We start from the raw sequence: 13880 nt of genomic DNA, 5'->3' as shown, positions 1-13880 counted from the left end.
TAATAATATCGAGATATTAATACTTTTGCTTTTGATCGGTTATTTAAAACGATATTCTCTATTGTTGCGTCTATTTAACATTGTTGGACTTGCTTCATGACCGCAATCACTATCGCGATCGCCGACGATCATCCCATCGTGGCGGATTGGCTCAAGAGCCTGCCGCACTGGCCCCCCGGCTACCGCGTCTTGCATTGCAGCACCAGTGGTGCGATGCTCGTCGAGTCGTTGACGCGAGCGCCGGCCGACATTGTCATCAGCGATTTTGCGATGAGCAGGGGAAACCGGTCGCTCGATGGATTGATGTTGCTGCGCAAGCTGCGCGAGATCGTGCCGGATGCCCGGCGCGTATTGTTCACTGCCCAATCGAACCCCAGCGTTTTCACGGCCGCGACGAAGCTCGGTGTGAGCGCCATCGTCAGCAAGGAGGATGCGGCAGAGGAGATCGTCCGCGCGTGCCGCCATCTGTGCTCGGGTGGCATCCGCTATTTCTCGCCGACGGTGCGCTCGATCATCGAGCAGACCGGGTCGCTACCGGACAGCGTCCAGCCCACGCTCAGCAGAAAAGAGCTGGAAGTCGTACGGCTGTTCGCCTCGGGTCATTCGCTCGTCAGCATCGCCGAGCAACTCGGCTCCTCCGTGAGTACCATTTCGACGCAGAAGCACACGGCGATGCGGAAATTGCAGGCCGAGACGAACGTTCACTTGCTGCGCTATGCGTACGAGAACGGGCTTGTCTAATGGGCGCGCGGTACATTATCGATAGATGATCGTAAACATGGCCGTGCCATTGGCCGTGCCGGGTTTCGCGGTCGCGTTCGCCTGATAGTAGCGGGCGGACAGCGGCACCAAGAAGTTCGACGACCTGCCCTGCGATGACGGTGAATCGGCGATCTTCCACGGCGTACCGAGCTGCACCGGCCGACCGTCAGACTTCAGCAACTGAATCCCGACGCCCGATGCGTTGCTCCCCGACGACAGCGCTACCACGCCGTTCTCTGCGTCAAGTGCGTTGCCCTCGAGCATCATGTTGACGACGAAGTCGCCGGCAACGCCGGAGTCGCACTGAATTCCGACCGCGAAACCCTTCGACGGCGACGTCGAGCCGACCCCGGAACCGATCCCGCCCGCCTTGCCGAGCGTGTGCGTGCCGAGCTCAACCTGCAGAGAAGGGGTCGTCGTTGCGCAGGTCGTCTTCTGGAATGAGACATTCTCGAAACCGAACAACATATAGCGCGCGCTGTCGGACTGTTCGTTCGGTGCGGCGATCACCCCGGCCAGCACCGACCGCATCGGGAGATCCGTCGGCATGGACGGCGTCGCGCCGATTTTGACCAGCTCGATGTCGACCGTCGCCGTTACCCTCGCCTCGCCGGTTCGCGGGATCATCGTGCCCGTCGGAATCGCCGCGCTCCCGTGCCCGCGATTGCCGTTGTAGGTGACGTACAGCGCGATGCCGTTCGCGATGAGCAGAGGATCGTCCAGGTATCGATAGAAGATCGCCTCCATGTCGCCCGACATGGGCAGCACCTGCCAGCACCGCGCAGAGATCTGGATCCCGCTCTGCTTCCATAGGACCGTATTGATCGGCGCGTCCGATGAAATCTTCAGGTTGTCGGGCAGCGTGGCCAATATCCCGCCGGTCAGCGACTCGCACTTCGCCAGCGCGGCCGCTTGCGCGGAGCCGATGCCGGCCGTCCCGATCAGCAGCGCAGCCGCGGCCGCGCGCAGCAGCGTCGGGCCGTATCCGCTGCGGCTGCGCATCATTCTTGTCGTGTTGCGTTTCATCTGATGTTCTCCTGCAATTCTCGGTCAAGCGGACGGACGCTGTTGCGCTCGGTGGTCGACACCGGCACGCTTTCATCGATTTCGCACGGTGCGTCGATGCGCTCGATCGCGGCGGCTGCTGCACGTTCGTCGAGCGAAGGCAATGCGACCTTGATCGAACATTGCCACGCATCGGCATGGCCCCATTTCACGGTGAGCCGCTCCGCCGGGCCCCACAGGCGCGCATAAATCTGCCCGCCCTGCGACACCATCCCGACGTTGTTGCCGTTGTCGTCGAATACGGGTGCGCCAAGCGGGAGCTCCGTGCCGTCGGACGCCTGCGTCTGAATCAGCACCGGGCGCCCCGTCACGGTCGGGTAGCGCACCATCACGACCGCACCGTGATGCGGTGCGACCTGCTGACTCGTCGACTGCAGTTCGACGTCGGCCGGCAGGCCGCGTGGATCGATCTCGATCTCGTTCAGCCGATAGGGACTGAGGTACGGCACGACCGCGTAGCCGCGCGCGTCGAGTCGGACACCGCCATAGCCGGACACCGTTGCGCCGCGTGCGCGCGGGGCCTCGACGATCGCCATCGTGTCGGATGCGTAGGGTGTCGCCGTTACGCCGCCGGGATGCGCGACGAGCGTCCCGCTCAGGCCGAACGAGGTCGACCCGTAGCCGCTCCCCTTGCCGAACGCGCCATGCACCGCCGAGTATGGCGTCCGGTACTGGGCAGCGACGTTGCCGGCATAGGTTGGCCCGGCATTGCGCGCGGCCGACACCGAATAGCTCCCCTCGCTGCCGGCACCGATCAGGCCGGTTACGCTTGCCATCGACGTGACGCCGCTCGAGCCGTCGCGTGCGACATTGACGCTCATCCGTGGCGCACGCTCCTTCGGCCCGAGCGGCATCGACACGGTTAGCATGTACTGCGTGTCGGCGACGCCGGAGAATGAGCGCGAGCGGTTCGCCGACAGGTTGTAGTCGAATACGCGATAACGGTTGCTGTAGCCGACCTGGAACTGCGTGTCGGTACCGCCGCGCCCCCAGTAGTTCTGCGTGTAACCGCTCACGTAGAGTTGGCCGCCGCGCTCGCCGAAGCGCTGGCTCGCCGTGATCGACATGCGATTGCGCGCGCGCCACGCAGGCAGCGCGGCGTTATCCGTCAGGTTGCGTTGCACGTTGTCGACGAACGCCATCGCGTTGTTCAGATCGAGGTAGCCGGACGAAGAGAAGCGGTACGCGGCCACCGATACGTTACTGTTCGTCGCCTCGATCGTTTTGCTGTACGTGACGCGCACGCTCGACCCATTCATCCGCTGGCCATACTTCGACGTGAACGCGCCGGACACGTCGATCGCCAGCGCACCGATCGGCATGTTGAACGCGCCGCCGAGCAGCACGTTCTGATAGTGCTCGTTGGCGAGCACGCCGCCGTACAGCGTCAGCAGGTTGTTGATGCCGCGCGTATAGGTAGCCTGAACGATGCGCGGCATGCGCGACAGGTTCTGGTCGCGCACAGTGCCAGCGACGAAGCTGAACCGGCTCCGGCCGGGGCGCAGCGATTGCGGGACCGCTGCATAAGGCACCTTGAAACGGCGCTCGGTGCCGTCCGCTTCGGTGACGGTCACGTCGAGATCGCCGCCATAGCCGGTCGGATACAGATCATCGATCACGAACGCGCCGGGCGGCACCGACGCGTCGTAGATGATTGCGCTGTTCTGGCGTACCGTCACGCGCGCGTTCGAATTCGCGATGCCGCGCACGACGGGCGCATAGCCGCGCTGCGAGTCGGGCCACATCCGGTCGTCTGTCGCAATCTGCACGCCGCGGAACGCGAAGGTGTCGAATATCTCGCCGGACGTGTTCGCGTCCCCGATCCGGACTCGCGCGGCGACGGCGTGGATGTCGCGCTGCACGTACGTGTTGATGGCGCCGTAGCGCCGGCCTTCGTGCTGTTGCCAGTTCAGTGCGCCATCGTGCCGGAAGTACCAGCCGCCGATGTTCAGGCCCGCGTTCACGCCGACATACGCGGAGTTCGCGCTTTCACCGTGCGATACGTTGCGGTAGACGTTCGCGTTGTAGCCGAAGATCCCGGCCGTGACGCCACGGTCCCACATCGACGGGTCGACATAGCCGCGTGCGGTGCGGCGCAGAAGTGCCTGGGGGATCTGCACGTCGACGCGCGCGGCTGCGGGATCGAGCGACAGCGACGCGTCCGGCACCAGTTCGTCCAGCGACACGCACGCGCCGGCATCGTCGAGTGCCGCGAGTTGTTCGGCCGGGATTCGGCCGATGTCGAGATTGAGCTTGCCGAGCAGCCCACGTGCGACGCAGACTTTCGCGACGCCGCTGCGCACTTCCCGCACCGTCACGTCGTCGCGATCGAGCAGCGTGCCGTTCAGATAGAAATCGACGCGATACTGGCCGGGCCAGACGGGGTTGCCTTGTTCGTAGCGCGACAGGTCGATCGTGCTGCCGGGCTCAGACAACACGAAGTCCGGATTGAATTGCACGCCCGATGGGGTGTCCTGCCTGGCAGTGCGTTCTCCGATGCCGGGTTGCCGGTCGGAGGTGGGCGCGAGCGTGTTCGCCGCGACGCCGAACGGCATCGCGGAACACGCGAACAGCACCATCGCGTACATGCGGCGCAGAGCGGGCGCAGACGGGCCCGCGCACGGCTCCGCCGAGCGGCATGCGTGTTCCATGATTGTGTTCCTGATAGTCGGTGCGAACGCGCCGGGGGACCGGCGCGACAACTGCGGGAAGGCTCCCGCTCGTTCGGGTCAGGGCGCGGGCGTGATCGCCGCTTCCCACTTCGACTCGGAGCCGAAGTCGTTGATCGTCGAGTAGCCGAGCTTCGCGCCCGCCGGCAGGTCGGGGAGCGGGGCGTCGAATGCGAACGTCAGAGAGCCGCCAGGTGCGACCATCGCGCCGTCTTTCGTTGTGAACAGGCGGCCGTCGTGTTCGACTCGCGCATTCAGCACCGTGACATTGAACGCCGATGGATTCGTCGCGCGCAGCACACGACCTTTGCCGTCGTCGGCCGGCACGATGGACCACTCGATCGTCTTCGCCGCGGCCACCGCGCCATCGCCGTCAAGCCCGACCGGCCGGAAGAACAGCTTGATTCGAGAGCGGAACGCGAGCTGCAACGCGGTCGTCGACGTCGACTCCTCGACTTTCGGCGGAATGTCGAGCACGTTCAGCCAGAACACGGACTCCTTGTCCTGCGGGAGCGGATCGCCGGTGTAGACGATTCTGACCGTCTGCCCCTTGGCAGGATCGACGCGGAATACGGGCGGCATCAGCACGAACGGAACCTTCACGGTGCCTGGACGTGACTTGATATCGCCGGCGTCGATCCATGCCTGAACGAGCGCCGGCTGCTTGCCGGTGTTGTCCATCTTGACGGTGATTTCACGATCGCCCGCCGGATAGATCACGCGCGTGCCGGAAATGATCACGCTTGCTGCCGCCTGCTGCACGAAGCAGGCAAGCGCGATGCATGCACATGCCACCGCGCGGCGCGAAATGAACGAGGAAATTGAAAACATGGTGCGTGTACTCAATGGGCGGGAAACACCGCTTGCCGGTATTTCCCGCGGTGCGCAATCGGCAGCCATCGGGCGATGGGCCAACCGACGATCCTGCGCGGCATCGTGCTGGATAGGCGGCGACACCGCGCAGGTCGCCCGACGTGCGCCGAGGCTTACAGGTAGTCGATCGAGTACGTGACCGACGTGTTCACGCTACCCGCAGTGGTCGCGGCCGTCGCGTAGTACTGCGCGCCATAGACGAGCTTCGCGGCATTGTTCACGAGAGCGATCGGCGTAACGGTGCGCTGGCTGTCGTGGCCGGCTTTCAGCGCGTTGCCGAACGTATCGAGCAACTGCACCGCGACATTCGTCGCGGCGTTGGTGCCCGCACGGTTGATCAGCGTGCCGTTGGCGTTGTCGACGTTCGGGCCGGCCTCGAAGAATGCGCGGACCGAGTTGCCTGCGTTCTGGCACTTGCTCAGTTCGATCGTGAAGTTTGTCGCGCCCGACACCTTGCCCGCGGAAGCGAGCTGGGCTGCGCCTACCGACGGGAGCTGGACCGTGCCGTTGTTGTCGGCGCCGTTGACCTTGATTTCACACGATGCGCCGCTCAGCGCGCCGGTGAAGCTCACGCTGCCGTCGTAGGCGTGCGCGGCCAGCGGTGCGAACGCCACGATTGCCGTGGCGATCGACGCCAGGGTAAGTTTTTTGCTCATGTTTTGGTTTCCTTGAGAGTCTCTAAAAAGCGCCGACTTTTGATGGTTTCGGCCCGGTAAATTTATTTCGAGAGCAGCACCGACCACAATCGCAATCCGTCCAGAAACGAACCGCGGCGTGCGAACCGAGATTCGTCATCAAACTGCATTCGACCGATGGAGTAGGACTGCGAATCATATCGATCACACGAAGTCCTGCCGGCGAAACGGCCTACCGGTTCGCTGCAAGCCGGAACATGGCTGCGATGCCTGTGAGCGCCGCCACGACGATGATCTTTCCGATCGTCTTGATCACGTTCATGTTGGCGCTGTCGCTTGGAAACGGATTGACGTAGTCGTCGTTGGGTTTCGGCCGCAGGAGGTTTGAGATCCAGTCCTGCACGTCGCTGGTCGTCAATCCGCCCGAAACGGCTGCATGCTCGGTGTGGTTCAGTTCACGCATGATTTGATTCTCGATTGAGTGAGAAACGCGCCCCACCGCTCGGCGGTGCGGGCCGTGGGGCTGCGATACCGTCCTGCCTGCAGAAAACAGTGGCTGGACGTGTCCGTCATTACTTCGGAGTCGGCGACAGCCAGTTGAAGATGTTTTCCATCAGCGCGTTGAAAAGCTTGACCGTCTGCTTCTCGTCATTGACCGCGCCATAGATGACACCGCCGATCGTACTGACCACCGCGCCGATGATCATGCCGGCGGCGCCGGTGATCAGGCCGACGCCGAGCAGGCCGCCCTGCGCCCCACCCACCACGGCCCCCTTGGCAAGCCCCGAGATGAAGCCGGTGAGCCCACCCAGCCCCATTGCGCCGACGCGGCTGAAGAATCCGCCGCCGCTCACTTCGTTGATTTCCATCATGGTCAATTCACGCATTGAGGTTCTCCTTACGTAGCGTGTTACCGGTCTTGACAGGCCGAACCGGTAGCGGCCGCCGTCGCGGCATGCGACGGCAATTGCGGATGCGGCAACGCGCTATGCCGGCTCGGCCGCGAACAATGTGCCGACGTCGGCTTCCCGCGCGCGGCCCCCTGCGAGCAGGACCACCCGGTCCGCACTGCGTATGGTTTCCGGGCGGTGTGCAACGATGATCCGGGTGATATTCATTGCCCGCACCGCGTCGCTGATGAGCCGTTCGCGCTCGACGTCGAGATGACTCGTCGCCTCATCGAGGATCAGGATGGCGGGCTTGCGATAAAACGCACGCGCGAGCAGCACGCGCTGGCACTGGCCGCCTGACAGAGACGAACCCATGTCACCGACGAGGGACTGATATGCCATCGGCATCGCGGTGATGTCGTCGTGAATCTGCGCGAGCCGCGCAGCCTCTTCGATGCGCGCCTGGTCGGGCTGCGGATCGAAGAAGCAGATGTTGTCGGCGATCGAGCCGGCGAACAGGATGTCGTCCTGCATCACGCAGCCGATTTGTTCGCGATACCCGTGCAGCCCGAGCTTGCGGATGTCCACGCCATCGATCGTCACGCTGCCTTGTTCCGGGGTGAGCAGCCCGAGCAGGATCTTCGCCATCGTCGTCTTGCCCTGGCCCGACGGGCCGACGAGCGCAACCGATTCACCGGGCGCGATGGAGAACGAGCAATCTTCGAGCACCCACGGTTCGGTTTCCGCGTAGCGGAAGCTCACGCCCGACACGTCGATCGCCGGCACCGGATCGCGGCCCGCACACGCCGGCTCGCGCACGATCTTCGCTTCCATGTCTGGCTCGACGTCCGTCAGCACGATGTCGGCGAGACGCTCACCGTGCAGGCGCAGCATGCGGAAATCGATGATGGTGCCGACCAGGCCCGCTCCGCGTGCCATGAACTGATCGGCGAAGCTGACGAACGCGACGAGCATGCCCGCCGAGAACTGGCCGTCGAGCACCTGCTTTGCGGCGAGCCACACCAGCACCACGCGGCCCGCGCCCGATATCACGCCCTGCAGCGTCGAGAAGCCGATCGACAGCCGCTGGATCGCAACGTTCTTGTTGGTTGTCTCGACGACCGCATTCGCATAGGTGGCGACGCGCGCTTCCTGCTTGTTCGCGAGCTTGATCGCCTGCACACCGCGAATCGATTCGAGCAGGTTCGACTGTGCGCGCGCGTCATAGATGATCTGTTCCTCGTTCGCCTGCCGGAACGGCCGGTACGCGACCCAGCGGATCAATGCGTACGTGGCGAACAGGCCGATCACGAGCCACGTCAGCGTCGTGCTGTAGACGAACAGCATCGCGAGCGTGACGATCGCCATCACGCCGTCGAGCAGCGCGCCGACGAATTGTGTGGTCAGCGTGCTCTGAATCGAGCCGATCGCACCGAACCGCGACACCACGTCGCCGATATGGCGCTGCTCGAAATACGTCATCGGAAGCTTGAACAGGTGAGCGCAGACGTTCGCCGTCCATTGCACGCCAAGCAGACTGGAGAACCATGTAACCACCCAGGAACGCAGCGCCGACACCGCGTTCTGGAACAGCACGACGAGCAGGAAGCCGATGCCTAGCAGGGTGAGTAGATCGGCGTCGGCCGATACCAGCACCTGGTCCATCACCCATTGCATGTAGAACGGCGTGATGATGCCGAACACCTCCAGTGCCGCCGACAGCAGCAGAACCTGCGCCAACGTCGCGCGAATACCGATCACGCCGCTGATCAGCTTCGCCATCGAAATCGACTCGCGTGCCTGCGCACGCTTGAATGAAGGCGAGGGCATCAGCTCCAGCGCGACACCGGTGAAGTGGTCCGACACCTCTGCGAGCGGGACGTCGCGGATGCCGCGCGCCGGATCGTGGATCGTGATCTTGCCACGCGACACCGACTTCAACACCACGAAGTGATTCATGTCCCAATGCAGGATGCACGGGCGGCGCAATTTGCCCAGCTCGTCGAGCTCGAGCCGCAGCGCTCGCGACGCGAGGCCGAGCCGGTGCGCGATCAGCATCACGTCGCCGAGCGTCGCGCCCTTCAGCGACGGGGGGAAACGGCGGCGCAGACTGACCAGGTCGATGTCGTGGCCGAAATAGCCCGCAACCATACCGACGCAGGCAAGGCCGCATTCGGCCGCCTGGGTTTGCAGCATGTTCGGCAGGCGACGGCGCCAGCCGAACTGCAGGGCATCCATCCATTTCATCGTTCAATCAACTCCGTAGCGAATACGTGTGTGCGAGGCAGCGCGTGGCCCGGCGGTCATGCGGAAGTCCGTCGGCCGAGTGCGTACAGCGGTTCGAGTACCCATTCGATCAACCGTCGCTTGTCGATCAGTACGTCGGCCTCCAGCGCCATGCCGGGACGCAATTGCTCCCGCTTGCCGTACGCGTCGATGTTCTGGCGGTCGAGCGTGACGATCACGCGGTAAAGCTGCTCCTGCACGTTGTTGCGGCCGGTGAGATTGGCGACCTCCTGCGGCGACAATGCGGTGCGAGACACTTCGGTCACGCGCCCGAACTGCTGGCCGAATTTCTGGAATGGGTAGGCCTCGTAGCGCAATACGACGCGCGCACCGGTGCGCACGAAACCAATCGCGCGGCTCGGCACCATCAGTTGTGCTTCCAGCTGCGCGCCCTGCGGCAACAGCGAGACGACCGACTGGCCGGCGTTGACGATCTGTCCGGGCTTCGCCAGCAGCGCGGCGACGACGCTTGCGTGCGGCGCACGCAAAATCACCGCGCGGCGCGCCTCGTTTTCCGCAATCGACTGGTCGACCTCGGCGAGCTTGCGCTCGATGTCGTTTCGCTGGCTGCGGGTATTGAGTGGGAGTTCGCGAAGCTGCTGCCGCACCTGATCGAGCTGCTGCATGACGTCGAGCCGCTGGCGCGCGAGATCCTGCAGTCTCGCCCGGGCGTCGAGCAACACACCTTCCTGTTGTTCGACCTGGCTGTTCGACGCATAGCCTTGCTCGCGCATCGATTGCAGCTTGTCGAGCTGGCGCTCGATGAGTTCGACCTGGCGCGTCCGCTGGTCCTTTTGTAGTGCGATTTGTGCGAGCTGGTCGTTGAGCGCGTCCGCGCGCGCGAGCAGGCCGCGCCGCGCTTCGCCGCTCAGTTGCGACTGGCTGGCAATGTCCGTCTCGAGACGTGAACGCTGGAACTTCAGCTGCCGGCCAACCATCTCGCGCGTACCGCCGAGTTCCGTCGCCACTTCGGCCGATACGGCCATCAGCTCGTCGCCGGCCGCGATGGCCTGCCCCTCGCGCACCCGCAAGTCGATCACGGTGCCCATCAGCGGGGGCGCAACGGACAACAGCCCCGTCACAGGCAGCAACTGACCCTGGACGCGCTCACGTTTCGTATAGGTGCCGAACACGAGAAACGCGACGATCGCGACTGTCAGCGCCGTCGCGACACCGATCATCAGCCATCGCCACGGGGGCGAATAAAGGCTGACGGTGCCCATCAGCTTGTGCTTGGTCGCGTCGAGCGCTTCCTGCCTGAATAGTGAATCGGTCATGAGCCACCGAGAAACAGTGATCGATTGAAGAAGATGCGGGAAGGGGACGGCCGCTCAGCAAGCGATCGCGGATACGTCGGCATCGCGGAGCGTGCCGAGCGCGGCGGACAGCTGCAACCGTGCGCGCAGGTAGCGATAGCGCGCTTCGGCAAGGTCGCGGGTCGCCTCGAAGTAACGTTGCTGGGCGTTCAGCTCATCGATCTGCGTACGCAGTCCTACTTCGCGGCCGAGATGGGTCGACCGGACCATGCCTGCCGCCGATGCGAGCGCACGCTCCCGAGCGCGGATCAGTGCGAGGCCGTTGGTGATGCCGAGATGCGCGCTGCGTGCGTGTTCGCGCGCCTTGCGACGGACATCCTCGAGCGCATCGCGCGCCTGGTTGCGCCGTCGATAGGCTTCACGGCTGGCCGACAAATGGCCGCCACCGGCGAACAATGGAATCGTGACGGTCACGCCGATCATGGACGCGCGCGTCTTCGACGTCGTGCCGAAAATGTCGTCGAGACCATTTTGATTGGCGCCGCGGCTCCAGTTCGTTCCGTAGCTCGCCTGAAGGTTGACAACGGGCAGGTTGGCGCCCGTGGAGGCAACCACGTCGGCACTTGACTGATCGAACTGCCTCTCGGCAAGGCGTACGTCGACGTTGAAGCGGGCAGCTTCGTCCATGGCCGTCGCGAGATCCGCCGGCGCCGCCGGCGCTGTGCACTGCCACGTGATCGGCGCGATGTCGCCCGGTGCCAATCCGGTGAGTCGTCGCAGCGTGCCTGCGGCGATTTCCAGGTCCGTTTGCGCGCTGACCTTGCGTGCGAGCGCGTCGTCGAGATTCGCGCGCGCTTCATCGACGTCGGTACGTGTGCCATCGCCGACTTCCAGCGCGGCCTGTGCCTGATCGAGTTGCTTCTGGAATGCCTGCCGTGCGGCGTCGGATGCCTGTAGTACATCGCTCGCGTAGAGCGTGTCGAAGTACGCGTCGGAAACGTCGACGAGCAACGTTTGCTCGGCCTTCTCGTATTCGATTTCAGCCTGTGTGGAAAGCGCGCCACCGCGCCTGAAATCCGCGATCCGCGTCACGTCGAAAATCGGCTGCGTGAGCGTGGCCGCCACGTTGTGGCGCCGAACGGCCGCTGCATATGCCGCGGTGGGCTGATCCTGCCGCGTGTAGCTGCCTTCGAGCTGAACACGCGGCAACAGCCCGGCGAGACCTTGCCAGCGTTTTTCCCGGCCTGCGAGCCGCGCCTCGCGTGCTGCGGCAATGCCCGAATCGAACGTGCGGGCGGCATTGACCGCGTCGAGAAGCGTGGCGGCGTGAGCCGGCAATGCGGCCGCAAGCCAGCCGAGCGCGGCGAACAATCGTATGACTCGAATGAATATCATCTGTAACAACACGCGACGACTGTCTAGTCGAACGCGTTGCGATCTCTGCTTCGTCCGTAAAGGAACGCATTATTGAGCGTCGCAAAACACAGTGATATCGCAGTTCGTCCATTTTGGAGTGCGGTTCATTCGATGTCGATTGGACACCGAAGCTACCGCCTAGCGCCACCCCATCAGCACCCGCCCCATCGCATCGAGCCCCATGTCGAACAGATGCGACACGAACGGCACGAGGTTCGGGATCATCAGTTGCACCAGCAACAGCCCGACCAGCATCGTGACCGGAAAGCCGATCTGGAAGATGCCGATCTGCGGCGCCGCGCGGTTCAGGATCCCGAGCGCGAGGTTCGCGATCAGCAGCGCGGCGACGACCGGCAACGCGAGCAGCAGCCCCATCTCGAACACGGTCGCGCCGAACGCGGCGAGCGTGCGCCAACCGGGCGCATGCAGCAGGTCGGCCGACACCGGCAGCGTCTGGAACGACGCAGCCAGCGCCGCGAATACCTGCAGGTGGCCGTCGACTGCGAGGAACGCGAGCATCGCGATCGCGTTCAGGAAGCGGCCCATCACCGGCGTCGCGCCGTTCGAATGCGGGTCGAAGAAGGTCGCGAAGCCGAGCCCCATCGACAGCCCGATGAAGTCGCCGGCCGCCTCGACGGCCGCGAACACGATCTGCATCGTGAAACCCATCGCGACGCCGATCAGGAACTGCGTGACGACGATCCAGATGCCCTGCGCGGAGAACACGGTCACACTCGGCATCGCGCCGAGCGTCGGCGCGACGACCAGCGCCATGAACGCGGCGATGCCGATCTTCACGCGCACCGGCACCGCCGCGTGGCCGATCACGGGCGCCGTCGCGACGAGCGCGAGCATCCGCACGAACGGCCACAGGAAGGCGGTCAGCCAGCCGTTGAGCTGCGCGTAGGTTACCGAGAACATCGCGGGAAACGGGGAGCGGAAGCGGGCGCGCGGCTCAGCCGGCGCCGAGCGTCGCGACGTGCAGCAGCGTCTGCCGCAGGTAGTCGAGCATCGTCGTCAGCATCCACGGGCCGGCGATTACGAGCGTCGCGGCCACCGCGAGCAGCTTCGGGATGAACGACAGCGTCGATTCGTTGATCTGCGTCGCGGCCTGGAACAGGCTCACGACGAGGCCGACCGCGAGCGCGACCAGCAGCAGCGGGGCGGCGAGCAACAGGCCGACCATCATCGCCTGGTGCGCCAGCGTCATCACCTGTTCGGGCGTCATCGCGCGTATCCTCCGCTTACGTGAAGCTCTGCGCGAGCGAGCCGATCAGCAGCTGCCAGCCGTCGACCAGCACGAACAGCATCAGCTTGAACGGCAGCGACACGGTGGACGGCGACACCATCATCATCCCCATCGACATCAGCACGCTCGCGACGACCATGTCGATGATCAGGAACGGGATGAAGATCGTGAAGCCGATCTGGAAGCCGGTCTTCAGCTCGCTCGTGACGAACGCGGGCACCAGCAGCGACAGCGGCACGTCTTCCGGACCCTGCATCGGCGCGGCCTTCGAGATCTTCGCGAACAGCGCGAGATCGGTCTCGCGCGTCTGCTTCAGCATGAAGGTCTTGAACGGCGCGACGCCGCGCTGCACGGCCTGCTCCATCGGCATCGCGCCGTCGGAGAACGGCTTGTAGCCGTCGGTGTAGGCCTTGTCGAGCACCGGCGACATCACGAAGAACGTGAGGAACATCGCGAGGCCGACCAGCACCTGGTTCGGCGGCGTCGTCGCGGTGCCGAGCGCCTGGCGCAGCAGCGACAGCACGATGATGATGCGCGTGAAGCTCGTCATCATCAGCAGCATCGCCGGCAGGAACGACAGCATCGTGAGCAGCAGCATCGTCTGCACGCTCAGCGAATACGTGGTGCCGCCGTTCGGGCCCGGGCTCGTGTTGAACGCGGGCAGGCCGGCCGCCTGCGCGCACGCGAGCGCCGGGGCGAGGCCGAGGATCAGCACGGGCGCGACGCGCGCCACGCGACGCAGGAATTCGTGTTTCATCGGAATGCAGAGACAGAAATGG

13 protein-coding genes are annotated in these 13880 nt (G+C 64.4%); 1 reads left to right on the top strand and 12 read right to left on the bottom strand.

Translation table 11 applies throughout. The features are described from left to right. The first annotated feature begins 96 nt into the window (after window positions 1-96). On the top strand, window positions 97-741 hold the full coding sequence (locus Q3A80_RS16685) for a response regulator (protein ID WP_446330048.1): 645 nt from the start codon (window positions 97-99) through the stop codon (window positions 739-741). Between the two features lie 15 nt (window positions 742-756). On the opposite strand, the gene Q3A80_RS16680 is transcribed toward Q3A80_RS16685, so the two are convergent. The 12 genes from Q3A80_RS16680 to fliP form a co-directional block, all read right to left on the bottom strand. Continuing rightward, a complete protein-coding gene (locus tag Q3A80_RS16680; protein WP_446330047.1) occupies window positions 757-1788 on the bottom strand; it encodes a fimbrial protein in 1032 nt (343 codons plus the stop codon). Then, on the bottom strand, window positions 1785-4478 hold the full coding sequence (locus Q3A80_RS16675; RefSeq protein ID WP_446330046.1) for a fimbria/pilus outer membrane usher protein: 2694 nt from the start codon (window positions 4476-4478) through the stop codon (window positions 1785-1787). The genes Q3A80_RS16680 and Q3A80_RS16675 overlap by 4 nt, the downstream gene beginning before the upstream one ends. A gap of 78 nt (window positions 4479-4556) precedes the next feature. Further along, window positions 4557-5327: a fimbrial biogenesis chaperone gene (locus Q3A80_RS16670; protein WP_446330045.1), complete on the bottom strand. Its 771-nt coding sequence runs from the start codon at window positions 5325-5327 to the stop codon at window positions 4557-4559. A gap of 155 nt (window positions 5328-5482) precedes the next feature. Further along, complete coding sequence (locus tag Q3A80_RS16665) at window positions 5483-6025, bottom strand: fimbrial protein (RefSeq protein ID WP_446330044.1); 543 nt, start codon at window positions 6023-6025, stop codon at window positions 5483-5485. 211 nt (window positions 6026-6236) lie between these two features. After that, window positions 6237-6467, bottom strand: coding sequence for a hypothetical protein (locus Q3A80_RS16660; RefSeq protein ID WP_446330043.1), 231 nt, complete (start codon window positions 6465-6467; stop codon window positions 6237-6239). Window positions 6468-6576: 109 nt separating this feature from the next. After that, window positions 6577-6891: a hypothetical protein gene (locus Q3A80_RS16655; protein ID WP_446330042.1), complete on the bottom strand. Its 315-nt coding sequence runs from the start codon at window positions 6889-6891 to the stop codon at window positions 6577-6579. Between the two features lie 99 nt (window positions 6892-6990). Further along, on the bottom strand, window positions 6991-9132 hold the full coding sequence (locus Q3A80_RS16650) for a peptidase domain-containing ABC transporter (protein ID WP_446330041.1): 2142 nt from the start codon (window positions 9130-9132) through the stop codon (window positions 6991-6993). Between the two features lie 65 nt (window positions 9133-9197). Continuing rightward, a complete protein-coding gene (locus Q3A80_RS16645; protein WP_446330040.1) occupies window positions 9198-10313 on the bottom strand; it encodes an HlyD family secretion protein in 1116 nt (371 codons plus the stop codon). Window positions 10314-10511: 198 nt separating this feature from the next. Next, entirely contained in the window at window positions 10512-11807 is a 1296-nt protein-coding gene (locus Q3A80_RS16640; RefSeq protein WP_446330039.1) for a TolC family outer membrane protein, read from the bottom strand. Between the two features lie 183 nt (window positions 11808-11990). After that, on the bottom strand, window positions 11991-12773 hold the full coding sequence (fliR, locus tag Q3A80_RS16635) for a flagellar biosynthetic protein FliR (RefSeq protein WP_446330038.1): 783 nt from the start codon (window positions 12771-12773) through the stop codon (window positions 11991-11993). 34 nt (window positions 12774-12807) lie between these two features. Beyond that, window positions 12808-13080 carry a flagellar biosynthesis protein FliQ gene (gene fliQ / locus Q3A80_RS16630; RefSeq protein ID WP_006750427.1) on the bottom strand — a complete coding sequence of 91 codons (273 nt, stop codon included), beginning with the start codon at window positions 13078-13080 and terminating at the stop codon, window positions 12808-12810. A 16-nt stretch (window positions 13081-13096) separates the two neighbouring features. Further along, complete coding sequence (fliP, locus tag Q3A80_RS16625; RefSeq protein ID WP_446330037.1) at window positions 13097-13858, bottom strand: flagellar type III secretion system pore protein FliP; 762 nt, start codon at window positions 13856-13858, stop codon at window positions 13097-13099. Window positions 13859-13880: the final 22 nt, after the last annotated feature.

The sequence above is a fragment of the Burkholderia sp. SR8 genome (assembly GCF_052851275.1).
This window is presented reverse-complemented; position numbering and strand designations above follow the sequence as displayed.

What these genes read in the sequence shown, in the direction of transcription:
- Q3A80_RS16670 (WP_446330045.1), bottom strand. Translation starts at nt 5,327, where the DNA reads ATGTTTTCAATTTCCTCGTTCATTTCGCGCCGCGCGGTGGCATGTGCA.
- Q3A80_RS16650 (WP_446330041.1), bottom strand. Translation starts at nt 9,132, where the DNA reads ATGGATGCCCTGCAGTTCGGCTGGCGCCGTCGCCTGCCGAACATGCTG.
- Q3A80_RS16680 (WP_446330047.1), bottom strand. Translation starts at nt 1,788, where the DNA reads ATGAAACGCAACACGACAAGAATGATGCGCAGCCGCAGCGGATACGGC.
- Q3A80_RS16685 (WP_446330048.1), top strand. Translation starts at nt 97, where the DNA reads ATGACCGCAATCACTATCGCGATCGCCGACGATCATCCCATCGTGGCG.
- Q3A80_RS16660 (WP_446330043.1), bottom strand. Translation starts at nt 6,467, where the DNA reads ATGCGTGAACTGAACCACACCGAGCATGCAGCCGTTTCGGGCGGATTG.
- Q3A80_RS16665 (WP_446330044.1), bottom strand. Translation starts at nt 6,025, where the DNA reads ATGAGCAAAAAACTTACCCTGGCGTCGATCGCCACGGCAATCGTGGCG.
- Q3A80_RS16655 (WP_446330042.1), bottom strand. Translation starts at nt 6,891, where the DNA reads ATGCGTGAATTGACCATGATGGAAATCAACGAAGTGAGCGGCGGCGGA.
- fliR (WP_446330038.1), bottom strand. Translation starts at nt 12,773, where the DNA reads ATGTTCTCGGTAACCTACGCGCAGCTCAACGGCTGGCTGACCGCCTTC.
- Q3A80_RS16675 (WP_446330046.1), bottom strand. Translation starts at nt 4,478, where the DNA reads ATGGAACACGCATGCCGCTCGGCGGAGCCGTGCGCGGGCCCGTCTGCG.
- fliP (WP_446330037.1), bottom strand. Translation starts at nt 13,858, where the DNA reads ATGAAACACGAATTCCTGCGTCGCGTGGCGCGCGTCGCGCCCGTGCTG.
- fliQ (WP_006750427.1), bottom strand. Translation starts at nt 13,080, where the DNA reads ATGACGCCCGAACAGGTGATGACGCTGGCGCACCAGGCGATGATGGTC.